Source organism: Sphingomonas sp. T1, assembly GCF_902506585.1.
Taxonomy (GTDB): Bacteria; Pseudomonadota; Alphaproteobacteria; order Sphingomonadales; family Sphingomonadaceae; genus Sphingomonas; species Sphingomonas aerolata.
Genome location: NZ_LR733875.1, coordinates 3142987 through 3169885 on the forward strand (window position 1 = coordinate 3142987; position 26899 = coordinate 3169885).

General features: G+C 67.8%; 25 protein-coding genes. 12 read left to right on the forward strand and 13 right to left on the reverse strand.

Features of this window, described 5'->3' with window-relative positions:
• Positions 1–7 precede the first annotated feature (7 nt).
• From serA to GV027_RS14340, 3 genes are read left to right on the forward strand one after another with little or no spacing between them, the layout of a single operon-like run.
• Entirely contained in the window at positions 8–1585 is a 1578-nt protein-coding gene (serA, locus tag GV027_RS14330; protein WP_159512284.1) for a phosphoglycerate dehydrogenase, read from the forward strand.
• Between the two features lie 39 nt (positions 1586–1624).
• Entirely contained in the window at positions 1625–2725 is a 1101-nt protein-coding gene (locus GV027_RS14335) for an ATP phosphoribosyltransferase regulatory subunit (protein ID WP_159512285.1), read from the forward strand.
• 30 nt (positions 2726–2755) lie between these two features.
• On the forward strand, positions 2756–4045 hold the full coding sequence (locus GV027_RS14340; protein ID WP_031440105.1) for an adenylosuccinate synthase: 1290 nt from the start codon (positions 2756–2758) through the stop codon (positions 4043–4045).
• 68 nt (positions 4046–4113) lie between these two features.
• On the opposite strand, the gene GV027_RS14345 is transcribed toward GV027_RS14340, so the two are convergent.
• The 6 genes from GV027_RS14345 to GV027_RS14370 form a co-directional block, all read right to left on the reverse strand.
• Positions 4114–4611: a hypothetical protein gene (locus GV027_RS14345; RefSeq protein ID WP_159512286.1), complete on the reverse strand. Its 498-nt coding sequence runs from the start codon at positions 4609–4611 to the stop codon at positions 4114–4116.
• Between the two features lie 56 nt (positions 4612–4667).
• The gene (aroC, locus tag GV027_RS14350) at positions 4668–5735 is read right to left on the reverse strand and encodes a chorismate synthase (RefSeq protein WP_159512287.1); all 1068 of its coding nucleotides are present in this window, start codon (positions 5733–5735) and stop codon (positions 4668–4670) included.
• Complete coding sequence (locus GV027_RS14355) at positions 5732–6148, reverse strand: endonuclease domain-containing protein (RefSeq protein ID WP_159512288.1); 417 nt, start codon at positions 6146–6148, stop codon at positions 5732–5734. The genes aroC and GV027_RS14355 overlap by 4 nt, the downstream gene beginning before the upstream one ends.
• A gap of 77 nt (positions 6149–6225) precedes the next feature.
• Positions 6226–7029 (reverse strand): enoyl-ACP reductase FabI, encoded by an 804-nt coding sequence (gene fabI, locus GV027_RS14360; protein WP_107930438.1) that lies wholly within the window; start codon positions 7027–7029, stop codon positions 6226–6228.
• Entirely contained in the window at positions 7026–7991 is a 966-nt protein-coding gene (locus tag GV027_RS14365) for a YihY/virulence factor BrkB family protein (protein ID WP_201302627.1), read from the reverse strand. Before GV027_RS14365 ends, fabI begins: the two co-directional genes overlap by 4 nt.
• A gap of 7 nt (positions 7992–7998) precedes the next feature.
• Positions 7999–8931, reverse strand: coding sequence for a DnaJ C-terminal domain-containing protein (locus GV027_RS14370; RefSeq protein ID WP_082446926.1), 933 nt, complete (start codon positions 8929–8931; stop codon positions 7999–8001).
• A gap of 95 nt (positions 8932–9026) precedes the next feature.
• Here GV027_RS14370 and GV027_RS14375 point away from each other — a divergent pair, with 95 nt between their 5' ends.
• Entirely contained in the window at positions 9027–9173 is a 147-nt protein-coding gene (locus GV027_RS14375; RefSeq protein ID WP_156360378.1) for a hypothetical protein, read from the forward strand.
• Between the two features lie 93 nt (positions 9174–9266).
• Here the strand turns inward: GV027_RS14375 and GV027_RS14380 are convergent, their stop codons facing one another.
• The 4 genes from GV027_RS14380 to ku all read right to left on the reverse strand — a co-directional run bounded on the left by GV027_RS14380 (position 9267) and on the right by ku (position 16370).
• Positions 9267–10160, reverse strand: a complete 894-nt coding sequence (locus GV027_RS14380; protein ID WP_159512289.1) for a transglutaminase family protein — start codon at positions 10158–10160, stop codon at positions 9267–9269.
• Positions 10157–12664, reverse strand: coding sequence for a circularly permuted type 2 ATP-grasp protein (locus GV027_RS14385; protein WP_159512290.1), 2508 nt, complete (start codon positions 12662–12664; stop codon positions 10157–10159). The genes GV027_RS14380 and GV027_RS14385 overlap by 4 nt, the downstream gene beginning before the upstream one ends.
• Before the next feature lie 254 nt (positions 12665–12918).
• Positions 12919–15420, reverse strand: coding sequence for a DNA ligase D (ligD, locus tag GV027_RS14390; RefSeq protein WP_159512291.1), 2502 nt, complete (start codon positions 15418–15420; stop codon positions 12919–12921).
• A 65-nt stretch (positions 15421–15485) separates the two neighbouring features.
• Entirely contained in the window at positions 15486–16370 is an 885-nt protein-coding gene (gene ku / locus GV027_RS14395; RefSeq protein WP_159512292.1) for a non-homologous end joining protein Ku, read from the reverse strand.
• A 113-nt stretch (positions 16371–16483) separates the two neighbouring features.
• On the opposite strand from ku, the gene pdxH reads away from it, so the two are divergent.
• The 3 genes from pdxH to GV027_RS14410 are packed head-to-tail and all read left to right on the forward strand — an operon-like array spanning position 16484 to position 18838.
• On the forward strand, positions 16484–17062 hold the full coding sequence (gene pdxH / locus GV027_RS14400; protein ID WP_056674035.1) for a pyridoxamine 5'-phosphate oxidase: 579 nt from the start codon (positions 16484–16486) through the stop codon (positions 17060–17062).
• Positions 17059–18006 carry a cation diffusion facilitator family transporter gene (locus GV027_RS14405; RefSeq protein WP_037529981.1) on the forward strand — a complete coding sequence of 316 codons (948 nt, stop codon included), beginning with the start codon at positions 17059–17061 and terminating at the stop codon, positions 18004–18006. Before pdxH ends, GV027_RS14405 begins: the two co-directional genes overlap by 4 nt.
• A gap of 40 nt (positions 18007–18046) precedes the next feature.
• Positions 18047–18838, forward strand: coding sequence for a PhzF family phenazine biosynthesis protein (locus GV027_RS14410; RefSeq protein WP_031440564.1), 792 nt, complete (start codon positions 18047–18049; stop codon positions 18836–18838).
• Positions 18839–18959: 121 nt separating this feature from the next.
• On the opposite strand, the gene GV027_RS14415 is transcribed toward GV027_RS14410, so the two are convergent.
• A complete protein-coding gene (locus GV027_RS14415) occupies positions 18960–19208 on the reverse strand; it encodes a UvrB/UvrC motif-containing protein (protein WP_031440563.1) in 249 nt (82 codons plus the stop codon).
• A 15-nt stretch (positions 19209–19223) separates the two neighbouring features.
• Positions 19224–20348: a tRNA 2-thiouridine(34) synthase MnmA gene (gene mnmA, locus GV027_RS14420; RefSeq protein ID WP_159512293.1), complete on the reverse strand. Its 1125-nt coding sequence runs from the start codon at positions 20346–20348 to the stop codon at positions 19224–19226.
• A 136-nt stretch (positions 20349–20484) separates the two neighbouring features.
• Between mnmA and GV027_RS14425 the strand changes: the two genes are divergently transcribed.
• From GV027_RS14425 to GV027_RS14435, 3 genes are all read left to right on the forward strand, one after another.
• Complete coding sequence (locus GV027_RS14425) at positions 20485–20712, forward strand: hypothetical protein (RefSeq protein WP_031393005.1); 228 nt, start codon at positions 20485–20487, stop codon at positions 20710–20712.
• A 102-nt stretch (positions 20713–20814) separates the two neighbouring features.
• Entirely contained in the window at positions 20815–21114 is a 300-nt protein-coding gene (gene sciP, locus GV027_RS14430; RefSeq protein ID WP_031393004.1) for a CtrA inhibitor SciP, read from the forward strand.
• Positions 21115–21216: 102 nt separating this feature from the next.
• The gene (locus GV027_RS14435) at positions 21217–21474 is read left to right on the forward strand and encodes a GlsB/YeaQ/YmgE family stress response membrane protein (RefSeq protein WP_031393003.1); all 258 of its coding nucleotides are present in this window, start codon (positions 21217–21219) and stop codon (positions 21472–21474) included.
• A gap of 66 nt (positions 21475–21540) precedes the next feature.
• On the opposite strand, the gene GV027_RS14440 is transcribed toward GV027_RS14435, so the two are convergent.
• Positions 21541–22281, reverse strand: coding sequence for an SIMPL domain-containing protein (locus GV027_RS14440; protein WP_159512294.1), 741 nt, complete (start codon positions 22279–22281; stop codon positions 21541–21543).
• A gap of 217 nt (positions 22282–22498) precedes the next feature.
• On the opposite strand from GV027_RS14440, the gene GV027_RS14445 reads away from it, so the two are divergent.
• Together GV027_RS14445 and GV027_RS14450 are read left to right on the forward strand one after the other, a co-directional pair.
• Positions 22499–23713 (forward strand): efflux RND transporter periplasmic adaptor subunit, encoded by a 1215-nt coding sequence (locus GV027_RS14445; RefSeq protein ID WP_159512295.1) that lies wholly within the window; start codon positions 22499–22501, stop codon positions 23711–23713.
• A gap of 6 nt (positions 23714–23719) precedes the next feature.
• Entirely contained in the window at positions 23720–26875 is a 3156-nt protein-coding gene (locus GV027_RS14450; protein WP_031440559.1) for an efflux RND transporter permease subunit, read from the forward strand.
• Positions 26876–26899 lie beyond the last annotated feature (24 nt).

A 26899-nucleotide genomic window follows, 5' to 3' on the forward strand; every position in this document is an offset into this window, starting at 1 on the left:
CAATCCCATGCCAAAAGTCCTCATTTCCGACAAAATGGATCCCCGCGCCGCCCAGATCTTCCGCGAGCGCGGCGTCGAGGTCGACGAGATCACCGGCAAGACGCCCGCCGAACTGATGGCGATGATCGGCGAGTATGACGGTCTCGCGATCCGCAGCTCGACCAAGGTCACCAAGGAGATCCTCGAGCACGCGACCAACCTGAAGGTCGTCGGCCGCGCGGGCATCGGCGTCGATAACGTCGACATCCCCGCCGCCTCGGCGAAGGGCGTGGTCGTGATGAACACGCCGTTCGGCAACTCGATCACCACCGCCGAGCACGCGATCGCGCTGATGTTCGCGCTCGCCCGCCAGCTGCCCGAGGCCGATGCCTCGACCCAGGCGGGCAAGTGGGAGAAGAACCGATTCATGGGCGTCGAGCTGACGTCGAAGACGCTCGGCCTGATCGGCGCGGGCAATATCGGCTCGATCGTCGCCGACCGTGCGCGCGGGCTCAAGATGAAGGTCGTTGCGTTCGATCCGTTCCTGACCCCCGAGCGTGCGATCGAGATCGGTGTCGAGAAGGTCACGCTCGACGAGCTGCTCGCGCGCGCCGATTTCATCACGCTGCACACGCCGCTGACCGACCAGACGCGCAACATCCTCTCGGCCGAGGCGCTCGCCAAGACCAAGAAGGGCGTGCGGATCATCAACTGCGCGCGCGGCGGGCTGATCGACGAGGTCGCGCTGAAGGCGGCACTCGATTCGGGGCAGGTCGGCGGCGCGGCGCTCGACGTGTTCGTCGAGGAGCCCGCCAAGGCATCGCCGCTGTTCAATACGCCGAACTTCATCAGCACGCCGCATCTCGGCGCGTCGACGACCGAGGCGCAGGTCAATGTCGCGATCCAGGTCGCCGAGCAGATGGCCGATTTCCTGATGTCGGGCGGCGTCACCAACGCGCTCAACATGCCGTCGCTGTCGGCGGAGGAAGCGCCCAAACTCAAGCCGTACATGGCGCTGGCGGAAAAGCTCGGTGCGCTGGTCGGGCAGCTGACGCATGGCGCGGTGACGCGGATCTCGGTGCATACCGAGGGCGCGGCGGCCGAGCTGAACCCCAAGCCGATCACCAGCGCGGTGCTGGCGGGGTATCTCCAGACGCAGACCGCGACCGTCAACATGGTCAACGCCCCCGTGCTGGCGCGCGAGCGCGGGCTCGAGGTGCGCGAGGTGCGGACCGAGCGCGAGGCGGATTACCACACGCTGCTGCGCGTGTCGGTCAAGACCGAGGATGGCGAGCGGTCGGTCGCGGGCACGCTGTTCGGCGATTCGGCGCCGCGTCTGGTCGAGCTGCTCGGGATCAAGATCGAGGCGGATCTGGCGGGGCCGATGCTCTATGTCGTCAACGAGGATGCGCCGGGGTTCATCGGGCGTCTCGGGACGGCGCTCGGCGAGGCGGGGGTCAACATCGGCACGTTCCATCTGGGCCGCCGCCAGGCGGGCGGCGAGGCGGTGCTGCTGCTGTCGGTCGACGAGGCGGTGACGCCGGAACTGCTGACGAAGGTGCGCGCGCTGCCGGGGGTTAAGACCGCGATGGGTCTCAACTTCTAAGGCTCGCGAACGGGGGGCGAAGTGGTTAGAGGCACGCGCATGACTGCTTTGCTCCCCGAAGGTTTTCGAGACCGCCTGCCCCCCTTCGCCGATTCGGCAGCCGCGCTCGAAGCGCGTGTGCTCGAGGCTGCACGCCTGCACGGCTATGAGCGCGTCGATCCGCCGCTGGCCGAATTTGCCGACGGCCTTGAAATGCGGTTGAAGGCGGGCGGGCTGCACGATGCGGTGCGGTTCGTCGATCCGGTGTCGCAGCGTACGCTCGCGATTCGGCCCGACATCACCGCGCAGGTCGCGCGGATCGCGGCCACGCGGATGGGGCATCATCCGCGGCCGGTGCGGCTGAGCTATGCTGGCTCGGTACTAAAGCTGCGCGCGTCGCAGCTCGCGCCCGCGCGCGAGACGCGGCAGATCGGCTGCGAGCTGATCGGGCTCGATTCGGTCGCCGCCGCGCAGGAGGTCGTCGCGGTCGCGGTCGACATGCTCGGTGCGGCGGAGGTCCGCGGCGCGTCGATCGACTTCACGCTCCCCGATCTGGTGTCGACGCTTGCGGCGGGCCCGCTGCCGGTCGCGCCCGACCAGGTCGCGACGCTGCGCGACCGGCTCGACGCGAAGGATGCCGGCGCGGTCGCCGCGCTCGCGCCCGCCTATCTGCCGCTGATCGAGGCGGCGGGGCCGTTCGAACCGGCGATGGAGCGGCTGCGGATGTTCGATACGACGGGCGCGCTCGCGTCGCGGCTCGACGCGCTCACGCGGATCGCCATGGCGCTCGATGGCCGCGTCGCCCTGACGCTCGACCCGACCGAGCGGCACGGGTTCGAATATCAGACCTGGCTCGGCTTCTCGCTGTTCGCGGATGGCAGCGCGCGTGAGGTCGGGCGTGGCGGCACCTATACCGTGGTGCATGAGAGCGGGGCCGAGGAAGCGGCGACGGGCTTCTCGCTGTTCGCCGACCCGCTGGTCGACCGGGTCGTCAGCGTCGATCGCCGACGGCTGTTCCTGCCGCTGGGTACACCGGCGGCCGACGGTGCGGCGATGCGGGCGCAGGGCTGGGTCACGGTCGCCGCGCTCGACGCGGGCGATACCCCCGAAGCGCAGGTCTGCACGCATCTTTGGGTGGCGGATGCGCCCCGCGCGCTGTAGGCGCTGCGGGTAATTCTCAGGAGATAGAGTTTGGCCAACGTAGCAGTCATCGGCGCGCAATGGGGCGACGAAGGCAAGGGCAAGATCGTCGACTGGCTCGCCGAGCGTGCCGACATGGTCGTGCGGTTCCAGGGCGGTCACAATGCCGGCCACACGCTCGTCGTCGGCGAGAATGTGTACAAGCTGTCGCTGCTGCCGTCGGGCATCGTCCGCGGCACGCCGTCGTTCATCGGCAACGGTGTGGTGCTCGATCCTTGGGCGCTCAAGGACGAGATCGCCCGGCTCGGCGCGCAGGGTGTCGTCGCGACGCCCGAGACGCTGCGCATCGCCGATACCTGCGCGCTGATCCTGCCGTTCCACCGCGATCTCGACGGTCTGCGCGAGGATGCGAGCGGCGCGGGCAAGATCGGCACGACGCGGCGCGGCATCGGCCCGGCCTATGAGGACAAGGTCGGTCGCCGTGCGATCCGCGTGTGCGACCTGGCGCATCTCGACGATCTGGGGCCGCAGCTCGACCGTCTGACCGCGCATCACGACGCGCTGCGCGCCGGGTTCGGCGAGCCGCCGATCGACCGTGCGGCGCTGATCGCCGAGCTGCGCGAGATTGCCGGCTTCGTCCTGCCGTTCGCCAAGCCCGTGTGGCGCGACCTGAACGCGGCGCGCTCGGCCGGCAAGCGGATCCTGTTCGAGGGCGCGCAGGGCGTGCTGCTCGACGTCGATCATGGCACCTATCCGTTCGTCACCTCGTCGAACACGATCGCAGGCGCTGCGGCGGGCGGTTCGGGCCTGGGGCCAAGCGCCGTCGGGTTCGTGCTCGGAATTGCCAAGGCGTACACGACGCGGGTCGGGTCGGGGCCGTTCCCGACCGAGCTCGAGAACGAGACCGGCGAGCGGCTCGGCGTGCGCGGGCATGAGTTCGGGACGGTGACGGGGCGCAAGCGTCGCTGTGGCTGGTTCGACGCGGTGCTGGTGCGCCAGTCGGCGGCGGTCGGCGGCATCACCGGGATCGCGCTGACCAAGATCGACGTGCTCGACGGGTTCGAGACGGTGTCGATCTGCACCGGCTATCGTCTGCGCGGCGAGACGCTCGATTATTTCCCGGCGCATGCCGCCGACCAGGCGCTGGTCGAGCCGATCTACGAGACGATGGAAGGCTGGCAGGAAACGACTGCCGGTGCGCGCAGCTGGGCCGATCTGCCAGCGCAGGCGATCAAGTACATCCGGCGTATCGAGGAGCTGATCCGCTGCCCGGTGGCGCTGGTCTCGACCAGCCCGGAGCGGGCGGACACGATCCTGGTGCGGGATCCGTTCTCGGACTGAGGCGACGGTCGCTGACACGAAAAAGGCCGGGCGATTGCCCGGCCTTTTTTTGGATCAGCCCGTGTGGCTCAGCGTGGCGGCGTGCCGCCGACGGTGCCGCCAGTTGTTGCCGAACCGCCCATGGTGCCGCCCATGGTACCACCTGCGGCCGTGCCGCCCATCGTTCCACCCATGGTGCCCGGGCCCGTGCTGCCGGTCGACATCGAACCGGAGGTGGTGCCGGTCGTGGTGCCGGTGCCGGTCACCGTATCGGGACCCGTGGTGGTACCGGTCGTCGTACCCGTCGTGCCGCGCGTGCGGCTACGGGCGCGGGTGCCGCGCTGGGTGCGGGTCTGGGTCGCGGAATCGGTGGCCGTGGTGCCCGACTGCGTCGTCGGTCCCCTGGACATGCCGCCCATCGCGCCGCCGGTGGTGCCGCCACCCATGGTACCGCCCATGGTGCCACCAGTCGTGCCGCCGCCCATCGTACCGCCCATGGTGCCACCTGCGGTACCGCCGGTGGTCTGGGCCATGGCGGCGGCCGGAAGGATCAGGGCTGCCGCTGCGATCGAGGTCAGAATACGCATGTTTCTCTCCTATCGTGTTGGAGACACAGCGTTCCGGTTCGACTTATGTTCCCCCGTCAGCCGCATTGGCCGCGGTGGAGCAGCGCCTGATCGGCAAGGACGAGTGCGACCATCGCCTCGACGACGGGCACGCCGCGGATGCCCACGCAGGGGTCGTGGCGGCCCTTGGTGGCGATCGTCGCGGCCTCGCCGGACGGACTGATCGTCTCGACGGGAGTGAGGATCGAGCTGGTCGGCTTGAACGCGACCCGCAGGCGGATCGGCTGGCCGGTGGCGATCCCGCCGGCAATCCCGCCGGCATGGTTGGCCAGGAATTCGGGGCCTTCTGCGCCCGGGCGCATCGGGTCGGCATTGGCCTCGCCCGACAGTGCGGCGGCGGCGAACCCGTCCCCGATCTCGATCCCCTTGACCGCGTTGATGCTCATGCAGGCCGAGGCGAGTTCGGCATCGAGCTTGGCATAGAGCGGCGCGCCCCAGCCCGCGGGGACGCCGGTCGCCTCGCACGCGATCACCGCGCCGAGCGATGATCCCGCCTTGCGCGCGGCGTCGACCAGCGCTTCCCAGCGCAGCGCCGCTTCGGCATCGGGGCAGAAGAACGGGTTCTGATCAATCTGTGCGTCGTCGAAGTTCGCCGGGTCGATCGCGTCGCCGCCGATCGCCTCGACCCAGGCGCGGACGCGCACCTGCGGCACGACGAGCCGCGCGACCGCGCCGGCGGCGACGCGCGCCGCGGTCTCGCGCGCCGACGACCGGCCGCCGCCGCGATAATCGCGAAACCCGTATTTGGCGTCATAGGCATAATCAGCATGGCCGGGACGATAGGCCTTGGCGACGTCCGAATAGTCCTTCGAGCGCTGGTCGACATTCTCGATCATCAGGCTGATCGGCGTGCCCGTCGTGCGGCCGTCGAACACGCCCGAGAGGATGCGCACGGCATCGGGCTCGCGCCGCTGCGTGGTGAAGCGCGAGGTGCCGGGGCGGCGCTTGTCGAGCCAGGGCTGGATGACGGCTTCGGTGAGGGGGATGCCGGGGGGGCAACCGTCGACCACCGCGCCGAGCGCGGGTCCGTGGGACTCGCCCCAGGTGGTGAAGCGGAACATCCGCCCGAAGCTGTTGACGCTCAAAACCCTCTCCCCTCGGGGGAGAGGGAGGGGCCCGCCGCAACGCGGTGGGAGGGTGAGGGGGCGTTGGCGCGGGCGACGATCGCCGCAGCAACACCATCGATATTCGTCATCACGTCATCATTCCCGAACCGGCATATCCGGTAGCCTTCGGCTTCTAATAACGCGGTTCGCCGTTTGTCATAGGCCTGCGCATCGGCGGACGCGTGCGTGTCGCCGTCGATTTCGATGACGAGCGCAATCTCGGCGCAAAGAAAGTCGACGATATAGGGGCCAATCCAGACTTGGCGGCGGAATTTGAGGCCGGCCAGCTGGCGGTTTCGGAGGATTTGCCAGAGGCGATGTTCGGGTTCGATGGGCGCTTTGCGTGCATCGCGTTGACGGTCTCGCGCTGCGACGCCGGGTGGCCGTTTCATCCCCTCACCCTCCCATGCTTCGCACGGGCCCCTCCCTCTCCCCTGAAGGGAGAGGGGGTAGTCTGTGCTTGTTCCGTTTACACCAGTGCGATGTCGGGGGCGTCTTCGGCTTTCATGCCGATCACGTTGTAGCCGGCGTCGACATGGTGGGTTTCGCCCGTGACGCCCGATGCGAGGTCGCTGAGCAGGTACAGCCCGGCGCCGCCGACATCGTCGATCGTCACGTTGCGCTTGAGCGGCGAGTTCAGCTCGTTCCACTTCAGGATCAGGCGGAAGTCGCCGATCCCGCTGGCCGCCAGCGTCTTGATCGGGCCGGCCGAGATCGCGTTGACGCGGATATTGTCGCGGCCGAGATCGACTGCGAGATACTGGACGCTCGTCTCGAGCGCGGCCTTGGCGACGCCCATCACGTTGTAATGCGGGATGACCTTCTCGGCGCCGTAATAGCTGAGCGTGAGCATCGAGCCGCCCGGGTTCATCATCTTCGCCGCCCGCTGCGCGACCGCGACGAACGAATAGACGCTGATGTTCATCGTCATCAGGAAGTTGTCGAGGCTGGTGTCGACGAACCGCCCGCGCAGCTCGTTCTTGTCCGAAAAGCCGATCGCGTGGACGACGAAATCGATCGTCGGCCATTCCTCTGCCAGCTTGGCGAAGGTCGCGTCGAGCGCACCCATGTCGGAGACGTCGCAGTCGAACAGCCGCGCGACGCCCAGTTGCTCGGCGAGCGGACGGACGCGCTTCTCCATCGTCTCGCCCTGATAACTGAACGCGAGCTCCGCGCCGGCCTCGGACAGCTTCTTGGCGATTCCCCAGGCCAGCGACTTGTCGTTCGCCAGCCCCATGATCAACCCACGCTTGCCCGCCATCAAACCGTTCACGCCGTTCTCGCCTTCGCCTCTACCTCGTCAGCCGGTTGCTCTAGCGCTGTTTCGAGGGGTTCCGCCAGTGCCGCGTTCAAATGCGCCCCGAATACGAGCCCCAGACCGATGACGTAGAAGAACAGCAGCATGATGACGACGCCCGCCAGGCTGCCATAGGTCAGGTCATAGCCACCCAGGCTCGACAGGACGATCGGCAGCAATGCGGTAGCGCTGATCCACCAGACGGCGGTGAAGAGCGCGCCGGGCCATTTGCGGCATTTCGAATAGCGATAGCGCGACGGCGTCACCGAGTAGAACAGCAAATACAGCGCGCCGAACATCAGCAGGCCGGGGATCAGGCGGGACAGGCCGACCCATCCGGCGGCGTCCTGCGCGAAGGGGACGAGGCGGTAGATGAACTGTTCGGCCGCGGTCAGGATGCCCTGCACCAGGAAGGAGAGCAGCGCCATGATCACCGATCCGACGATCACCGCCGACGAGCCGAGCCGCGATTTCCAGAAGGGTGCGGTCGCCTTGATCCCATAGGCGCGGTGAAAGATGTCGCGGATCGTCTCGACGAAGCTGCCGACGGTCCACAGCCCGACCAGCGCGCCGAGCCACAGCAGCGAGCCGGTGCGCGCCGCCAGCACGTCGGCGATCGGCTTGCGCAGCAGGTCGGCGACGTTGGGCGGCAGCACGTTCAGGAAGGATTCGACCGCACGGATCGTCTCGGTGCTCTGCCCGAACAGCGACAGGATCGCCGCGGCCACGATGAAGAACGGAAAGACCGTCATCAGCGCGAGATAGGCGAGGTTGCCCGCGTGGATGAATCCGTCGTTGAACACGCCGACCGCGGCACGCTTGACGACCTCGAAGGCGTGGCTGCCCGGCTTGACCTTCGCCATGCCGCGATTGAGGCGCCTGCGCGTGCCGCCGTGATCATGGGCACGCGCCTCGGGCGTAAGATTGCTGTCGTTCACAAGGCGTTCAGACGCCCATGGCCCCCCGCGGGTTCCCGGTATTGCTCTTCGCCCAGCCCTCGACGAAGTCGGCAAGCGCCTTGTTGTCGGCCGGAATGTCGATCATCAGCGTGACGAGCTGATCGCCGCGGCCACCGGTTTTCTTGTGGAAGCCCTTGCCCTTGAGGCGCAGCGTCTTGCCCGAGGTCGTACCCTTGGGGATCGTCAGCATGACCGGCTTTTCGACAGTCGGCGCCTTGATCGAGCCGCCGAGCACCGCCTCGGCAAGGCTGATCGGCAGGTCGATGCGAACGTCGTCGCCGTCGCGCGTGAAGAAGCGGTGCGGCTGGACATCGATGGTCAGGATCGCATCGCCCGCGCCGCCCGGGCCCTGCTCGCCCTTGCCCGCGAGCTTCATCTGCGTGCCACTCTCGACGCCTGCGGGCAGTTTCAGATCGAGCGTCTTGCCATCGGAGAGCGTGACGCGCTGGGGCTCGAGCGTCGCCGCGTCGACGAACGGGACCTGCAGGCGATAGGCGACGTTTTCGCCCTTGGGCTGCGGGCGCCGGCCGAAGCCGCTCGCGAATCCGCCGCCACCGCCGCGCTGGGCGCCGCCGAACAGCCCCTCGAAGATGTCGCTCATGTCGGGGCCGCCGCTCTCATAACCTTCGCTGCGAAAGCCACCGCCGGGCTGAGGGCGCCCACCGCCACCGCCACCGAAGCCGAACGGCGCGGCGGGGTTGCCGTCGCCGTCGATCTCGCCGCGATCGAAGCGCGCGCGCTTGTCCTTGTCGTTCAGCAGATCGTACGCGTTGGTGACCTGGCTGAACTTCTCCGATGCCTTCGGATTGTCCTTGTTGCGATCGGGATGAAGCTCCTTGGCGAGCTTGCGATACGCCTTCTTGATGTCGGCTTCGTTCGCGTCGCGGGCAACGCCCAGGGTCTTGTACGGATCGGCCACTTAGGTCCCCACTCTGTCTTGCGCGTCTATGTGGGGCCGCCGCGGGCGCAACGCAATTCCCGTGCCGTGCGTTTGGCGGGCGAGAGGAGACGATGATGGCTGACAAGCAACCGATGCAGGGCGTGCCCGAGGGCGATGATGGTGCCAAGCAGAAGGACGGGGTGAACGATGCGCCGGCCAAGGACAAGGGCGGCGAGAGTGGCGGCGGGTCCTATCCGAACCCGCATGAGGGGAAGGACTGACCTGTCTGTTCTCCCGCGAAAGCGGGAGCCCAGAGTCGCGGGGACGGCGTTCGTGGTTCTGGGCCCCCGCCTTCGCGGGGGAACACATAGGAGCTAGCTCGAAACCGTGTCGTCCAGCGGAGCGACGTCGACGCTGACGTCCATGCTCTGTGCGCCCGAGCCCAGCACCACGCCGTCGACCGGCGCGATCTCGGCATAATCGCGGCCGACCGCCATGACGATATGGTCGCTGGCCATCCAGATGCCGTTGGTCGGATCCATCCCGACCCAGCCATGCACCGGCCCGCACCACAGCAGGACCCAGGCATGCGTCGCGTCCGCGCCGACCAGCCGCGGCTGGCCCGCGGGCGGGATGGTGCGGATATAGCCGGACGCATAGGCGGCAGGCAGGCCGGCGGCGCGCAGGCCGGTGATCATGATCTGCGCGAAATCCTGGCACACGCCCTTGCGGTGGAGAAACGCCTCGTGCGGCGGGGTGTCGACCAGCGTCGCGTCCGCATCGAACACGAATTCGCGCTGGATCCGGCGGGCGAGCGCGATCCCTGCTTCCAGCGCGCCGCGCGCGGGGTCGAGATCGGCCGCGCAATAATCGGCGATCGCATGGTCGAGCGGGATCAGCGGCGAGGGATAGAGATAGGTGGCGGGGCTCGCCGCGGAGAGGTCAGTGCTCGCGCGCGCCAACGCCGCGATCTCGGCGAGCGTCGGGTCGCCGGCGGCGGGGACGGGGACGAGCCGGTCGACCGTGATCCGCGACCGGCTTTCGATCGTCAGGTGGCGTACCGGGCTGTCGACCACCAGCCGGGTGACGTTGGCGAGCCCCGCCTCGGCGCGCGCGGGGCTGACGCGTCCCGCGGGATGCACCGAGAGCGTGTAGGCGTCGAGCCGCTGGCCCGGCCAGTCGATCGGCTTCAGCCGCAGGTTGCAGCGCGCGAACTTGACGCTCGCGCCATAGTCGAAGGTGGTGACGTGACGGATGTCGTATATCATGCGAGCGTCAGTTCGCTGGTGCGGAGCGGTTCTGCGCCCTGCAGGAAATAGCGTCTCGCCAGCGCGTCCGACACGCCCGCCAGCCGGCGTTCGACGTCGCCCAGCGTATCCGCGTCCAGCTCGGCCGCAGTCGCGGTCATCACGATCGCCATGAGTGCGGTCGCCTGCGCCTGTTGCGGTTCGGCCATCTCGTCGTCGCTCAGCACCGGCAGCTCGGCGAGCCGGGCGGCGATGCGGTCGGCGGAGAAGGCGAGGCTGCGCGGGTTGCCGGGGTCGAGCGCGACGAGATCCATGACCGGCACGCGCGCGATCCCCGTCGGATAGCGCTGGCGATAGGTGATCTGGCTGTCGGCGAGGTCGAGCAGCACCGACAGGTCGTCGGGCGAGGCGCCGGGCATGCCGAACAGCCGGATCGCGCGGGCCATCGCCATCGCGCGCTCGATCCGGCGGCCGAGATCGTGGAACCGCCATGCCGCGGTGCGTCCCATATGCTCGGCGGACAGCCCGGCGATCGCGGCATAGCGGCGCTGGAGCGAACCGGCGCGCTCCAGCATCCCGCGATGCGTGGGGAAGGGCGCCTCGAGCAGCCGGACCATGTCCGAGGACAGTCGGTCGCGCGATCCCTCGCCGATCGCACGCGCATGGCGGTTGATCGTCGCGACCGACTGCCAGCCCTCGTCCTCCATCGCGGTGCGCGCGAACGCGGTCAGGTCGGCACGGCGCAGCGCGGGGGGATGCGGTGCGGCACCGCTGCCGACGATCAGCCCGACGAGCTTGCCGACGGTCTGCGACGACAGCACCGCGCCGCCGTCCGCGTCGATCGAATTGCCGAGCATCACGCGGATCGCCGCGAGCAATGCCTCGCCGCGCTCGAGATAGCGGCCGAGCCAGTAGAAATTGTCCGCGACTCGGCTGGGCAGCGTGCCGGGATTGCGGCGGACGTGGAGCGAATCGGGCGCGGTAAGCAGCGAGACGGGTGCGACCGGTTCGGGCCCATAGACGCAGACATCGGCGGACCAGATGCCCTCGCCCATCACTGCGGCGCGCGCGTCGGGATGCTCGCCGATCCGCGCGAACCCGCCAGGCAGCACGGTCCATTCGCCGTCGCCGCCGCGTGCTGCAAAGACGCGCAGCGTGAACGGGCGCGGCTCGAGCGTGTCGCCAACCACGACGGGCATGGTCGAGAGGCGGACGATCTCCTGCCCGACATAATCCTGCGGGCGGCGGGCCATGTCGGCGAGCAGCGCGGCACGGTCGGCGCCGGTGATGTCGGCACCCGCGGTCGCGCCGTTGGGCAAGCCGAGCGGGCGGGTGTGATAGGCGGGGGCGATCAGCAGCCGGTCGAGATCGGCCTCGACCGCGGCCCGCGCCGCGTCCTGCCCGCACCACCAGGTCGCGATGTTGGGCAGCAGCAGGTCTTCGCCGAAGATCGTGCGCGCGAGTCGCGGCAGGAAGGCGGAGAAGGCGGGGGCCTCGAGCACCGCGGAGCCGGGCGCGTTCGACAGCACGACATTGCCGGCGGCATAGGCGTCGATCAGGCCGGGCACGCCGATCTGCGAATGCGTGTCGAACGCCAGCGGATCGAGCAGCCGCGGATCGAGCCGCCGCCACAGCGCGTCGATCCGCTTCAACCCGCCGATCGTGCGGACATAGAGGTTGTCCTCCAGCGCGGCGAGATCCGCGCCCTCGACGAGCAGCAGCCCCAGATAGCGCGCGAGATGCGCCTGTTCGGGATAGCTCGGGTTGAACCGGCCGGGGGTGAGCAGCCCGATCCGCGGATCGGTGCGCTTGCACATCGCCGCCAGCCCTGCGCGGAATGCGGCAAAGAAGGGCGCGTGGCGCTGGACGTTCAGCCGCGCCTGCAACCCGCCGAGCGTCCGGCCGACCGCGAGCCGGTTCTCGAGCGCATAGCCCGCACCCGCGGGTGCGCGCAGATGGTCGGCGAGCACGCGCCATTCGCCACTGGGCCCGCGGCCGAGATCGATCGCGATGAAATCGAGATGGCGGCCGCCGGGCGGATCGAGCCCGACCATCGGCCGCAGGAAGAACGGGCTGCCGGTGACGAGCGCGGCGGGGATATGGCCGTCCGCGACCAGCTTTCCCTCGCCGTACAGATCGGCGATCACCGATTCCATCAGCGTCGCGCGCTGGACCACGCCCGCGGCGATCCGCGCCCACGCGTCCGCCTCGATCAGCAGCGGGACGGGGGAGACGGGCCAGGGGCGCTCGTCGGGTTCGTCGGCGATGCGGAAGCCGGTGCCGATGTCGACCGCGTGGCGCTGGACGCGTTCGCGAACGTGGCCGAGATCGTCCGAGGCGACCATCGCGAGCTCGGCGAAGGTCGCGGTCCAGGCGGGGTCGATACTGCCGTCGGCGGCGGGGCAGAGCATGTCGGTGGCGGTGCTGCGCGCGCAATAGTCGGCGATCCAGCGCTCGGCATGGCGTGTCGCGTCATAGGCGCTCGATTGCGCCGTATCGGTCGGGGGCGTGGATTGCGTCGCCATCTCCATGCCTTGATGCCTTCGAATAGTGGCGGCGGGTGTTTCACCTTTCGCTGGTGCGGCGCAACCTAAATTGTCGGGCGTGGGGTAGGTCGGGGAGGGGGAACAGGACTTTCCCGGGCTGGCCGTTCCCCGGCGGAGGCCGGGGCCCAGGTGGGAAGGTGGTCGTAACCTTGCGCTGCATATCCTTTGCGACTGTTCCCCAACTGGGCCCCGGCCTTCGCCGGGGAACGAGCCATATACAGGCGGCCGCGCCTTCAGAAATCCGGCAGGACCTGGTCCGCCACACCCCAGCCCTTCAACCCGCGCGACCCGGCGCGTGCGATCAGGTCGTCGGCGTCGCGCACACCCCAGCGGGCGGCGGTGTCGATGTCGCGCAATTCGCTCCACGACACGGGCGCGGCGACAGGTGCGCCGGCGCGGACGCGGGCGGAATAGGGCATCACCGCGGTGCTGCCGCGCTGGTTGCGGAGCCAGTCGATGAAGATCCGGCCCTTGCGCTTGGCCTTGGCCATCGATGCCACGAACCGGTCGGGTTCGGCACTCGCCAGCGCGCGGGCGAAGCGGTCGGCGAAATCCTTGACCGCGGGCCATTCCGCCCTGGGGGTGAGCGGGACGACGACATGGACGCCCTTGCCGCCTGACAGCATTGCGAAGCTGACGAGGCCGAGTTCGGCGAGCTGCGTCTTCAGATACTCTGCGGCCTTCTTGGTATCGTCGAAGTCGAGCCCCTCGTCGGGGTCGAGATCGAAGACGAGCCGGTCGGGCTTTTCGAGCGTCTCGTTGGAGGATCCCCAGCCGTGGAACTCGATCGTCCCCATCTGGACGCAGGCGACCAGCCCGTCGGCATCGTCGACATAGAGATAGTCCTCGGTCGATCCGTCCTTCTCGCGGATCGGTACCTGATGGACCGCGTCGCCGAAGCTGCCGGCATCGTGTTTCTGGAAGAAGCAGGCGCGCGACCGGCCTTGCGGGCAGCGGACGAGGCTGATCGGGCGGTTGCCCGCGAAGGGGAGGATGAGGCCCGACAGCGCGGTATAATAATCGGCGAGATCCCCCTTGGTGACGTCGGACTCGTCGAAGATCACGCGGTCGCGGTTGGTGATCTTGATCGTGGTCTCAGGCGCGGCATCGGGGAGCGGGGCGGGGGTCTCCGCGACGACGTCCTTCGCCGCCTTGTCCTCGCGCAGGCCGATGAAGCTTGAATGGCGCAGCACGCCGTCGGGGGTGGTTTCGGCAAAGGCGATCTCGGCGACGAGCTTCGGCGTGACCCAGCGCGCGCCGCGGACCGCGGCTTTCGGGGCTTCGACGGTCGGCGTCTTGCGGCCGAGCGCCTCGAGCTTGCCGCGGAGCTCGTCCATCAGCGCCTGGTCGAAGCCGGTGCCGACCTTGCCCGCATAGCGATAGGTCTTGCCGTCGCGGACGCCGAGCAGCAGCGACTTGAAGCCGCGCTTCTTGTCGGACGGGAGCCAGCCGACGATGACGAATTCCTGGCGGTGCGTGCATTTGACCTTGAGCCACGCCTTGGTCCGCTTGCCCTGATAGGGCGCGTCGGCGCGTTTCGAGACGATGCCTTCGAGGCCTTCGCGGCACATCGTCTCGAACAATTGCTCGCCCGCGCCGATGACGTGGTCCGAATAGCGCAGGCGGTCGTCATCGGCCGGGATCAGCGGTTCGAGCCGGGCCTTGCGGTCGAGATTGGACAGGCCGGTCAGGTCCTCACCGTCGACTTCGAGCAGGTCGAACGCGAACAAGGTCATGTCTCCGCCGCTGGAGATCGCGTCCTTCAGCGTCGAGAAATCGGGGTGGCCGTTCTTGAAGGCGACGATCTCGCCGTCGAGCAGCGCCGACTTCACGGGGAGCTTCGCGGCAGCGGCGGCGATTCCGGCGAACTTGTCGGTCCAGTCGAGGCCGGTGCGGGTGAAGACCTTGGCCTCGCCGTTCGCGACCGCGACGAGCGCGCGGTAGCCGTCATATTTGACCTCGTGCAGCCAGGCGGTGCCGGTAGGGATGGCGTCGACGAGCGTGCAAAGTTGGGGGTCGCGGAAATCGGGGAGCGTGCCGTCATCCTGGCGAAGGCCAGAATCCAAAGTATGGGCCGCGACGCTTTTGGCTCTGGATCCCGGCTTTCGCCTAGATGACGGGGGAGGGGCGGGTTTGCTCACGCGTGCCGGCTTCTTGCCTTCCGCGATCTCCGCCATCGTACGCCCTGTCGAGACGCTGGTGAGCGCTTCGTCGACCAGCGTGTCGGTGCCGCCCGCCGCGGCGTCGTCGATCTTGCGGAGCAGCCAGTTCTCGCGCTTTTCCTTCGCGCGGGGTTTCAGGCGGATCAGCAGCCATTCGCCCTTCATCCGCTCGCCATCGAGGACGAAGTGGAGATGGCCCTTGTCGAGGTCCTTCGCCGACTTGCCCTTGATCGGTGCCCAGGTGCCGCGGTCCCACAGCATTACCGTGCCGCCGCCATATTCTCCCGCGGGGATCGCGCCTTCGAACGTGGCGTAGCTCAAGGGATGGTCCTCGGTGCGGACCGCGAGGCGCTTTTCGTCGGGGTCGAGGCTGGGGCCGCGGGTGACCGCCCAGCTTTTCAGGACGCCGTCGATCTCCAGGCGCAGGTCCCAGTGGAGGCGGGTGGCGTCGTGCTTCTGCACCATGAAGCTGTTGCCGTTGCCGGGGGTCAGCGTGCCCGCGGGTTCGGCGGTCTTCGCGAAGTCCCGCTTGGCATTGTAGAGCGCAAGGGGGTCGGGGGTGTCAGCCACCATCGGTCTCCCGCGAAGGCGGGAGCCCAGGCTGGGTCCCCGCCTTCGCAGGGACACAACAGGGGGCGTTACGCACGTTTCTTGGCCGGGGTCTTGGTCGCAGTCTTCGGCGCGGTCTTGGCCGGGGCTTTCTTGGCGGGCGCCTTCTTCGCAGCCGCGGTGCCGCCCGATTTCTCCATCGACTTCTTCAGCGCCGCCATCAGGTCGACGACGTTCGACCCCTTGCTCTCGCCGCTGTCCTTGTCGTCGATGATCGTCTTGCCGTTCGCCTTGCGCTTGCGTTCGATCAGGTCCTTCAGCGCGTCGACATACCGATCGTGGAAGTCCTGCGGGTGGAAGTCGCCGCTGCGCTTCTCGATCAGCGCCTCGGCGAGTTCGAGAAGCTCCTCGGAGGGCTTGTCGTCGGGGATGTCGCGGAAATAGCCCTGGGCCTTGTGCACCTCGTCCGCGTAGCGCAGCGTCTCGAGCACCAAGCCGCGCCCGCACGGCTTGAGGCTGACGACATATTCGCGGCCGCGCATCGCGAGCTGGCCGAGCCCGACCTTCTTGGTCCGCCGGAGTGCCTCGCGCAGGACGATGAACGCCTCCTCCGCCAGATCGTCCGCAGGGACGACGAAATAGGGCTTTTCATAATAGAGCACGTCGATCTCGCTCGCATCGACGAACTGGGTGAGCTCGAGCGTCTTCTTCGATTCGAGCTTCACCGCGTCGATCTCGTCCTGGTCGAGCAGGACATATTCGCCCTTTTCGACCTCATAGCCCTTCATGATCTCGTCCGCATCGACCGGGCCGACGCCGGTGACGACCTTATCGTAATGGATCGGCTGGCCCGAGGGTTCGTGGATCTGCTTGAACGGGACCGCCGCACCCGATTTGGTGGCGGAGTAGATTTCGACCGGGATCGAGACCAGCGCGAGCCGGATCTGTCCCTGCCAATAGGCGCGCGCTGCCACGGTGCGGTTTCCTTCGTTGCGAAACCGATTCAATCGTCGGCGTCGCGAGTCGTTCCGTGAGCGCCGTGCCGTGCGGTGTTTCGCGCCCCGTGAAGTTTCGCTATGGCGCTGCCATGTCCGACAACCCGATCACGCTGTTCGACGCCTGGTACGCCGAGGCCAGGCAGACAGAAATCAACGACTCCAACGCTGTAGCCCTCGCCACTGCGGATGCGCAGGGACGTCCGTCGGTGCGGATGGTGCTGCTGAAAGGGCATGGCCCCGATGGTTTCGTCATCTACACCAACCGCGAGAGCCGCAAGGCCGGCGAGCTGACCGCGAACGCGCATGCGGCGTTGCTCTTCCACTGGAAGTCGCTGCGCCGGCAGGTCCGGATCGAGGGGCGCGTCAGCCTTGTGAGCGATGCGGAATCGGACGCCTATTTCGCGACGCGCGGCCGTGATTCGCAACTCGGGGCCTGGGCGTCGGAGCAATCGCGCCCGCTCGACACGCGCGACACGTTCGAACGCCGTTTTGCCGAGGCGCAGGCGCGGTTCGAGGGTGGCGACGTGCCGCGGCCGCCGCACTGGGGCGGGTACCGGATCGCGCCCGATCGCATCGAGCTGTGGCAGGACCGCGAACACCGCCTACATGAGCGGCGACTGTTCGTGCGCGACGGTGAAGGCTGGACCGAAGGATTGCTGTTCCCATGACCCAGGACGAACGCCGCAGGGTGATCCCGCTGGCGACGCGCGCAGCGCTCGCCAGCGTCGCGATGGCGTGTTTCCTGCTGCTGCTGAAGGGCTTTGCGGCGTGGACGACCGGATCGGTCGCGATGCTTGGCTCGCTGGCCGATACCGCGCTCGACCTGCTCGCCAGCCTCGTCACGCTGTACGGCGTGCGGCTCGCGGCGACGCCTGCCGATCACGACCACCGCTTCGGCCACGGCAAGGCGGAGGCGCTCGCCGCGCTGTTCCAGGTGATGCTGATCACCGCGTCGGCGGCCGGCATCGCCTGGCGCGCGATCCTCGCGTTCAACGATCCTCAGCCGACCACGGGCGCCGATTTCGGCATCGGCGTGTCGGTCGTCGCGATCGTCGCGACGGTGTTCCTGCTCGCCTATCAGCGCCGGATCATCCGCCAGACCGGATCGGTCGCGATCCTTGCGGACAATGTCCATTACCAGTCGGACGTGCTGCTGAACGGGTCGGTGATCGTCGCGCTGGTGCTCGACCAGTATTTGGGGTGGAGCGGGGCGGATCCGATCTTCGGCATCGTCATCGCTTTGTGGCTCGCCTGGGGTGCCTTCTCGGCATCGTCGAATGCGATCGACCAGTTGATGGACAAGGAATGGCCCGAGGATCTGCGTGCGCAGTTCCTCGACGTCGCCGCGCGCCAGCCCGGCATCCGCGGCATCCATGACTTCCGCACCCGCCGGTCGGGCAGCCATGATTTCGCACAGTTCCATATGGAAGTCGCGCGCGACCTGACCGTTGCGCATGCCCACGACATCGTCGAGGCAGTCGAGCGCAACCTGCGCACCGCCTTCCCCAAGGTCGAAGTGCTGATCCACCTTGATCCCGAAGGGCATGTCGATACCGACAATCCGCTGGTCGAGGCGGACGTGACGCCGCATTGGTTTGGCAAGCGGGTTTAACCCGCTAGGTGCCCGACAACCGGGTATGAGGGGCAGCAGCATGAGAATACCGTTCGCGCAGATCGATGCGTTCGCCGACACGGCCTTTGCGGGCAATCCGGCGGCGGTGATGCCGCTTTCGGCGTGGCTCGACGATGCGGTGCTGCTGGATATCGCGCAGGAGAACAACCTGAGCGAGACCGCGTTCATCGTCCCCTCGGCCGAAGAGGGCGTCGATTTCGACCTGCGCTGGTTCACGCCGGGCGCAGAGGTCGCGCTGTGCGGTCATGCAACGCTGGCGAGCGGGCATTTCGTGCTGTCGTCGGATAGCGCGCGCGACAGGGTCCGGTTCGCAACGCGGCAGGCGGGGATCCTCGAGGTCGCCTGCGCGGATGGCGGATACACGCTCGAGCTGCCGGCCTGGGCGCCCGCGCCGAAGGCGATGCCGGAGATCGTCGCGGCACTGACGATCGATTCGCCGGTCGAGACCTTGTGGCACGACAAGGGCTATGCGCTGGTGATCGTCGAGGACGAGGCGATCGTCCGCAACCTGAAACCGGATTTCGTCGCGCTGGCGAAGTTTCCAATCGTCGCGATCGTCGCGGCGAAGGGGTCAGCGACCGCGATCGTCAGCCGCGTCTTCACGCCTTATTATGCGATCAACGAGGACCCGGTGACGGGGTCGGCGCATGCGGTGATGGTGCCGTACTGGGCGCAGACGCTGGGCGACAGTTTCACCGCGTTCCAGGCGAGCGCGCGCGGGGGGCGGCTGACGTGCCGGCTCGAAGGCGACCGGGTGGTGCTTGGCGGTGCGTGCGTGACGGTGATCGAGGGCACGTTCCTGCTGCCGTGATCACGGTCTAAATCAGCCCGTCATCCTGACGAAAGTCAGGATCCAGAGCCAAGATCGTCTCGCTCCGTCACCCTGGATCCTGACTTTCGTCAGGATGACGGGTTGGGGAGCGGCGTGGCGCTTAGCGCTTGCGGCCCTTGGTCATCGGGTCAGGCTTCTTGGGCTTCACCCAGCCGGGCGGCGGCGTCAGGCGTTGCTGGCTGGTGCCCAGACCCATCGCGCCGGGTTGCTGGCGGGTGAGTCCCGCGGTGTCGGCGACGGTGCCGCCGCCGCGGAGCAGGCTGATCTGGTCGCGCAGCCGGCCCGCGGTCTCGAAGTCCATCGCCGCGGCGGCGGCTTCCATCTGGCGTCGCAGGTCGTCGATATCCATGCCACGCCCAACGCGTCAGGCGGCGGCGAGTGCCGCCTCGGTCGACGCGATCCAGCCGCCGCCGAGCACGCGGTCGCCGGCATAAAGGACAGTCGCCTGTCCCGGTGCGACACCATATTCGGGTGCGTCGAACACGACGCGGTCGCCGACCAGGCGGGCCGGGACGGGCTTGGCCATCGAGCGCACCTTGGCGGTGAGCGGCCCGGTGAAATCGTCGCCGAGCCAGTTGATGTCGCTCAGCTGTGCCGCCGAAACCGCGAGCGCCCGGCGCGGGCCGACGACGACGCGCTTCGTGTCGGGCTCGACGCGCACGACGTAAAGCGGCTCGGGGCTGCCGCCGATCTCCAGTCCGCGACGCTGGCCGACGGTGAAGTGGATGAGCCCGCGATGCTCGCCGAGCTTCATGCCGCCGATATCGACGATATCGCCCGCGGTATCCGCCTCCGGGCGCAGCTTCTTGACCAGTCCGGCGTAATCGCCGTCGGGGACGAAGCAGATATCCTGACTGTCGGGCTTGGCCGCGACGCCTAGGCCGAGTTCGGCCGCGATCTCACGCACGCGCGCCTTGGGCAGGCCGCCGAGCGGAAAGCGCAGATAGTCGAGCTGCGCCTGCGTCGTCGCGAACAGGAAATAGCTCTGGTCGCGGGCAGGATCCGCGCCGCAGTGGAGTTCGGCGCCGTGCGTCCCCTCGACGCGGCGGACATAATGGCCGGTCGCCAGGCAGTCCGCGCCGAGATCGCGCGCGAGCTTCAGCAGATCGGTGAACTTGGGTCCCATGTTGCACTGGACGCACGGGATCGGCGTGCGCCCCGCGAGATAAGCGTCGGCAAAGGTGTCGACGACCTGTTCGCGAAAGCTCGATTCATGATCGAAGACGTAATGTGCGATGCCCAGCCGGTCGCAAACCGCGCGCGCGTCGCGAATGTCGCGGCCCGCGCAGCACGAGCCCGCGCGGCCGACCGCCTCGCCGTGGTCGTAGAGTTGCAACGTCACGCCGATCGTCTCCGCGCCGGTCGCATGCGCGAGCGCCGCGACGACCGAGCTGTCGACCCCGCCCGACATCGCGACGACGATCCGTCGACCGGCCAGCGACCCCGACCCTGGTGTCGCGCCGCCGAGCTGAAAATCCGCCTGTTCCATCGGTACACCATAGTCTCTGCGACGAGGCGTTGCAAAAAAAGCGACAGGCGCGACAACTCTTTGTCCCGAACTTTACCTCGTTTTCATTCCCCGGCGTTTAGACGGAACCTCTAGTTGGTGTTTTGCGAGTGTCGCGTTGGATCTGAGCTTCCCCCGTTTCGATCGAGAGGCCGAGCTGACCGTTCTGCCCGGTGACCTGGCGGTGTTGATCGTCGGGATCGCCGCGCGTCAGGCGGCGAGCCCGACCGCGGCGGTTCAGGCCGGGTTTTCGCGGGGTGCGATCGATCCCAAGCTGTTCGCCCCCGTCCACGGGGCGTTCAACGGGCCAATGGCGGATGCCTTGACGCGATGGAAACAGGAATGACCGCGGCGTTTACCGCGGCGTTTCAGCCATTCTTCAACTCCCTTGGCTACGGGTCGTAGCCACGTATCGAGAGGGGGCCCCCGCCCCGATCAGAGGTTGTAAATGATCGAGAACCAGAAGTTCCGCCCTGCCAAGGTCATCGGACCGCTCGGCGAGCAATTGACGCTGGATTCGCTGCCGCCGCCGAGCACGACGCGGTGGGTCGTACGCCGCAAGGCCGAGGTCGTCGCCGCGGTCAATGGCGGTCTGTTGTCGGTCGACGAGGTCTGCGACCGCTATGGACTGACGGTCGAGGAATTTGCCGGATGGCAGCGCGCGATCGACCGGTCGGGGATGCCGGGCCTGCGCGTGACACGGATCCAGCACTATAAGTCGCTGTACGAAAGGCAGCAAAAATACTGACCCGAATCAGCCTACATAATCAAAACGCGGGCGGAACAAACGTCCGTGCTCGCACGTCTTTCCGCCATCGCCCGGCTACGGGAACAACGGAGGGAAAGTAAAATGGGTATCATTCTTTGGCTGATCATCGGCGGCGTCATCGGCTGGATTGCCAGCATGATCATGCGCACCGACGCGCAGCAGGGCATCTTCCTGAACATCATCGTCGGCATCGTCGGCGCCTTCATCGGCGGCCTGATCCTGTCGGGTGGCTCGATCAACAGCGCACCGCTGACGCTGACCTCCTTCATCGTGTCGCTGCTTGGCGCGATCGTGCTGCTCGCGATCGTCAACCTCGTGCGCCGCGGCAGCGTCCGCTAAGAGCGGTCGCTACACAGCGTTGAAAAAGGGCCGTCCGGGCGACCGGGCGGCCCTTTTTCTATGCGCTCAGTTCAGCAGGAAGCGGACCTGGACCGAGACGGTGACGTCCTTCTCGCCCGCGACGATCTGGGTGCTGTCCTTGGCCATCGAGGCGCGGGCCATGAACACCGGCGGGTTCGGGTTGCCGGCGTTCTCGCCATTCTCGGTGATCGAGACGATCCGCGAGACGCGCATCCCGGCGGACCGCGCATAGATCTCGGCGCGGGCACGCGCGCGCTTGACCGCATCGGCCCGCGCCTCGTCCAGCGCCGCATCGGGCTGGTCGATCGACAGATTGGGCCCGTCGATCTGGTTCGCACCTTCGGCGACCAGCGCATCGAGGATCGCGCCCGACTTCGCCACGTCGCGGAAGCGGATCGAGACGCTGTTGGTCGCCTGATAGCCGGTGACCGCCGGCGGCTGGTTGTCGGCATAGCGATATTGCGGCGCGAGCCCGACCGTCGCGGTGGCGATGTCGCGCGGCGCGACCCCGGCCTTCTTCAACGCTGCGAGCACGCGATTCATCCGCTGCGCATTGTCCGCCAGCGCAGCCGCGGCGGTCGTCGCCTGCGAGACGACACCCGCACGGATCGTCGCGACATCGGGCACGCGCGTGGTGCGGCCCTCGGCGCTGACGTCGAGCACGGTCCCAGTCGCGGGGACCATCGGTTCGACCGTCGACGCCTGCGCCTGCGCCGAAGCGGCGGCGGGGATCGCGGCGGCGAGCGGAACCGCCGCCAGCGTCGCGATCATGGTGAACCTGGTCATATCGTGTCTCCCTGTAAGTCAGCCTGCTTTCGCGATTGATCGAAGCCGGGTCAACGCAGGCTGAACATCGCGTGCAGCTTGCAGACAGGTGCGATCCTGGTCATGTCTGACATTTGGCTGCGCGGCGTGCCGGGGGGCTTGAGCACGGTGATCTATTTATATAATACAGCTGGCGAGTGGTCCGGCGGATTCGGGTCGGGACGGGGATAGCGCGCGCATGAACTACGAAGCCAGGACGATCGGCGGCGAGCCGCAGCAGGTGCTGACGGATCAGACGCCGCCGTCGCATACCCGTCGCAACATCATCATCGCGGTGGTCGTCATCCTCGCGGCGCTGGCCATTGCCTGGTTCGCGTTCGGATCGGGCAAGAAGGATGCGGCGGCGCCCGGCGCGCCGACCGAGCAGATTCCGAGCGTCACCGTCATCGTGCCCGGTCGCCAGACCGTCGACCGCGTGATCGCCGCGACCGGTACGCTGGCCGCGCGCCGCGAAATGCCCGTCGGCGTCGCGGGCGAGGGCGGGATGATCACGCGCGTGCTGGTCGAGCCGGGCCAGTGGGTCGCGGCGGGGCAGGTGCTCGCGACGGTCGACCGCTCGGTCCAGACCGAGACCGCGGCATCGCTGTCGGCATCCGTATCGGTGGCGCGGTCGGACGAGACGATCGCACAGGCGGAGCTCGACCGTGCGCAGCAGCTGGTCGATCGCGGGTTCATCTCGAAGGCGGATCTCCAGCGCAAGGCGGCGACGCGCGATGCGGCGGCGGCGCGCGTCAAGGTGGCGCAGGCGTCGCTCGGCGAGGCCCGCGCGCGCAACGGGCGACTCGACATCCGTGCACCGGCCGCCGGCCTCGTGCTGACCCGCGGCGTCGAGCCCGGGCAGATCGTCAGCTCGGGGACCGGCGTGCTGTTCCGCATGGCGATGGGCGGACAGATGGAAATGCGCGCAGCGCTGGCCGAAAGCGATCTGCTCGGCCTTCCAGTCGGCGCGCGGGCGACGGTGACCCCGGTCGGTTCGGCCAAGGGGTATAAGGGTGAGGTCTGGCAGGTGTCGCCGGTGATCGACCCACAGACGCGCCAGGGCGTCGCGCGAATCGCGCTCGCCTATGATCCCGCGCTGCGCCCGGGCGGGTTTGCCGCGGCGTCGATCGTCGGTGGCGCGACGGTCGCACCGCAGCTTCCCGACTCGGCGTTGCAGAGCGACGACAAGGGCAGTTTCGTGTATGTTGTCGGTCCCGACGACAAGGTGGTGCGCCGCGACGTGAAGATCGGTCAGGTTTCCGACAGTGCGGTGACGATTGCAGGCGGGCTGCAGGGCAACGAACGCGTCGTCCAGTCGGCCGGCGGGTTCCTCGCACCGGGGCAGAAGGTCAAGCCCGTGACCAAGGCGACGACCAGCGCGACGACGACACCCACCAGTATCAAACGGGGCTGACGCACCATGGGTTTCCGCAACATCTCGGCTTGGGCGATCCGCAACCCGGTACCGCCGATCGTGCTGTTCCTCGCACTGACGCTGGCGGGAATCGTCAGTTTCATGCGGATGGACGTGAACAACGATCCGGATATCGATTTCCCGATCGCGATCGTCGTCATCAGCCAGCCGGGCGCGGCGCCGACCGAACTGGAAACCCAGGTCACGCAGCGGGTCGAGGCGGCGGTGCGGACGCTCCAGGGCATCGACCAGATCAGCTCGACGGTCACCGAAGGTACGTCGCAGACGGTCATCCAGCTCAATATCGGCACGCCGATCGACCGCGCGGTCAACGACGTGCGCGACGCGATCGCGCAGATTCGCGGCGACCTGCCCGAGGGGATCCTCGAGCCGCAGGTGTTCCGCGCCAACACCACCGACGAGGATATCGCGAGCTATTCCGCGATCGCCAGCGACATGACGGTCGAACAGCTCAGCTGGTACATCGACAATACTGTAGCCAAGGAGCTGCTGTCGGTATCGGGGCTTGCCGCGGTCAACCGCAATGGCGGGGTGAGCCGCGAGATTCGCGTGATCCTCGATCCCGTCAAGCTGCAGAGCCAAGGCCTGACGGCGAGCCAGGTCAACGCGCAGTTGCGTCAGGTCAATCTGAACGCGGCGGGCGGCCGCGCGGAGATCGCCGGATCCGAACAGTCGGTCCGCGTGCTCGGCAATGCCAAGAACGCCTATGACCTTGGCCAGACGCAGATCTCGGTCGGCGGGCGGACCGTGCGGCTGGCGGACATCGCGCAGGTCCGCGACCTTTATGCCGAGCAGCGGACGGCGGCGGCAATCAACGGTCGCCAGGTCATCAGCTTCGACTTTCAGCGTGCCAAGGGCGCGTCCGACGTCACCGTGTTCAACGATGCGGTCAAGAAGCTCGAGGCGCTGGAGAAGCGCAATCCGGCAGTGCATTTCGTGCTGCGCTCGAACAGCGTGAAATATACCGAGGAGCAATATCACAGCGCGATCGATGCGATGATCGAGGGCGCGGTGCTCGCGGTGATCGTGGTGTTCCTGTTCCTGCGCGACTGGCGCGCGACGATCATCTCCGCGCTCGCGATTCCGCTGTCGGCGATTCCCGCTTTCTGGTTCATGGATCTGCTCGGCTTCACGCTGAACCAGATGACGCTGCTCGCGCTCAGCCTGGTCGCGGGCGTGCTGGTCGATGACGCGATCGTCGAGATCGAGAACATCGTCCGGCACATGCGGATGGGCAAATCCGCCTATCAGGCGTCGATCGACGCCGCCGACGAGATCGGGCTGGCAGTGCTGGCGACGACGATGTCGATCGTCGCGGTGTTCCTGCCGGTCGGACTGATGCCGGGTATCTCGGGTCAGTTCTTCAAGAATTTCGGTCTGACCGTGGTCGCCTCGGTGCTGATGAGCCTCGCGGTCGCGCGCCTCATCACGCCGATGATCGCGGCCTATTTCCTGAAGGCGCACGGCACCGCCAGTCACGGCGAAGGCAAGCTGATGGACTGGTACATGGCGTCGCTGCGCTTCACGCTGCGGCACCGCTGGCTGCCGGTCGTGGCGGGTGCGGCGGCGACCGCGATCACGATCGCGATGTTCTTCGTCCTGCCCTCGACCTTCCAGCCGCCGCGCGACAGCGACACCAGCACCGCGACGATCGACATGGTCCCCGGCACGACGCTGGCGCAGACTCAGGCGGTCGTGACCCGGGTCGCGAGCATCCTCCAGGCGCAACCCGATGTCGCATCGGTCTATGCGCGCACCGCAGTCGGCAATGGCCGCGTCACCGCGACGCTAAAGGACGATCGCTCGATGAAGAGCACCGCGTTCGAGCGGAGCCTCGCGCCGCAACTCGCGGCGATCCCCGATGCGCGCGTGTCGTTCCGGTCGCAGTTCGGCTGGGGCGGCAGCAATCGCGACGTGACGATCACGCTGGGCGGCGACGACCCGGTCAAGCTCGACGCGACCGCGCAGAAGATCGTCACCGAAATGGCGAAACTGCCCTCGCTCGTCGCGCCGCGCGTCGCGGGCAATCTGCAGCGGCCTGAAATCGTCATCCGACCGCGGCTCGATCTCGCCGCCAATCTCGGCGTGACGACGCAGGGCCTGTCGAGTGCGATCCGCATCGCGACGCTGGGCGATATCGACCAGAACAGCGCGCGCTTCTCGCTCAGCGATCGCCAGATCCCGATCCGCGTCGCGCTCGATCAGAATGCGCGGACGAGCCTCGCGACGATCCAGAACCTGCCGGTCGCCACCGCGACGGGTGGATCGGTGCCGCTCAGCCTCGTCGCCGATATCGGGCTGGGCTCGGGGCCGACCAAGATCGACCGCGTCAACCAGCAGCGTCAGCTGTCAATCGGTGCGGACCTGGCGCCCGGCGTAATCAGCGGTGATGCGCAGAAGCAGATCCATGCGCTGCCGACGATGAACGCGCTGCCGATCGGGGTGAGCGAACTCGTGCTCGGCCAGGCCAAGTGGCAGGCCGAGATGATCAGCAACTTCATCGTCGCGGTGGTGGCGGGCGTGCTGCTCGTCTTCGCGGTGCTCGTGCTGCTCTATCGCCGTCTGTTGCCGCCGTTCGTCAACATGGGCTCGCTGATCCTCGCGCCGCTCGGCGGACTGCTCGCCTTGTGGGTGACGGGCCATCCTATCTCGATGCCGGTCTATATCGGGCTGCTAATGCTGCTCGGGATCGTCGCGAAGAACTCGATCCTGCTGATCGACTTCGCGCTTGAGGAGATGGGCAAGGGCGTCGATATCTGGACCGCGATCGTCGATGCCGGGCACAAGCGCGCGCAGCCGATCGTCATGACCACGGTCGCGATGGTCGCGGGCATGGTGCCGACCGCGCTGTCGATCGGCGGCGACGGATCGTTCCGCGCGCCGATGGGCATCACCGTGATCGGTGGTCTGGTGATGTCGACCGTGCTGACGCTGCTGATCGTGCCGGCGACGTTCAGCATCGCGGTCGGTATCGAGCGCTGGGCAGGGCCACGACTGGGTCGTCGTCTGCTCACCTTCCGGCCCGGCGACGACGGGGCGGAGGTGGTCGGGATCGCCGGCCCCAACGCGCCGGCGCTCGGACCCGCATCGCCCAAGATCGGCTTTCGCGACGGCGATGGCGGGACACAGCCGGCGGAATGATCGCCGGCGTGATACCTCACGGGT

Excerpts from the sequence above, each read along its gene's own strand:
- GV027_RS14450 (WP_031440559.1), top strand. The coding sequence starts at position 23,720 with ATGGGTTTCCGCAACATCTCGGCTTGGGCGATCCGCAACCCGGTACCG.
- GV027_RS14445 (WP_159512295.1), top strand. The coding sequence starts at position 22,499 with ATGAACTACGAAGCCAGGACGATCGGCGGCGAGCCGCAGCAGGTGCTG.
- GV027_RS14405 (WP_037529981.1), top strand. The coding sequence starts at position 17,059 with ATGACCCAGGACGAACGCCGCAGGGTGATCCCGCTGGCGACGCGCGCA.
- GV027_RS14385 (WP_159512290.1), bottom strand. The coding sequence starts at position 12,664 with ATGGCGACGCAATCCACGCCCCCGACCGATACGGCGCAATCGAGCGCC.
- GV027_RS14415 (WP_031440563.1), bottom strand. The coding sequence starts at position 19,208 with ATGGATATCGACGACCTGCGACGCCAGATGGAAGCCGCCGCCGCGGCG.
- GV027_RS14380 (WP_159512289.1), bottom strand. The coding sequence starts at position 10,160 with ATGATATACGACATCCGTCACGTCACCACCTTCGACTATGGCGCGAGC.
- ligD (WP_159512291.1), bottom strand. The coding sequence starts at position 15,420 with ATGGTGGCTGACACCCCCGACCCCCTTGCGCTCTACAATGCCAAGCGG.
- GV027_RS14335 (WP_159512285.1), top strand. The coding sequence starts at position 1,625 with ATGACTGCTTTGCTCCCCGAAGGTTTTCGAGACCGCCTGCCCCCCTTC.
- pdxH (WP_056674035.1), top strand. The coding sequence starts at position 16,484 with ATGTCCGACAACCCGATCACGCTGTTCGACGCCTGGTACGCCGAGGCC.
- mnmA (WP_159512293.1), bottom strand. The coding sequence starts at position 20,348 with ATGGAACAGGCGGATTTTCAGCTCGGCGGCGCGACACCAGGGTCGGGG.
- GV027_RS14355 (WP_159512288.1), bottom strand. The coding sequence starts at position 6,148 with ATGAAACGGCCACCCGGCGTCGCAGCGCGAGACCGTCAACGCGATGCA.
- GV027_RS14440 (WP_159512294.1), bottom strand. The coding sequence starts at position 22,281 with ATGACCAGGTTCACCATGATCGCGACGCTGGCGGCGGTTCCGCTCGCC.
- GV027_RS14435 (WP_031393003.1), top strand. The coding sequence starts at position 21,217 with ATGGGTATCATTCTTTGGCTGATCATCGGCGGCGTCATCGGCTGGATT.
- serA (WP_159512284.1), top strand. The coding sequence starts at position 8 with ATGCCAAAAGTCCTCATTTCCGACAAAATGGATCCCCGCGCCGCCCAG.
- GV027_RS14410 (WP_031440564.1), top strand. The coding sequence starts at position 18,047 with ATGAGAATACCGTTCGCGCAGATCGATGCGTTCGCCGACACGGCCTTT.
- GV027_RS14375 (WP_156360378.1), top strand. The coding sequence starts at position 9,027 with ATGGCTGACAAGCAACCGATGCAGGGCGTGCCCGAGGGCGATGATGGT.
- GV027_RS14345 (WP_159512286.1), bottom strand. The coding sequence starts at position 4,611 with ATGCGTATTCTGACCTCGATCGCAGCGGCAGCCCTGATCCTTCCGGCC.
- sciP (WP_031393004.1), top strand. The coding sequence starts at position 20,815 with ATGATCGAGAACCAGAAGTTCCGCCCTGCCAAGGTCATCGGACCGCTC.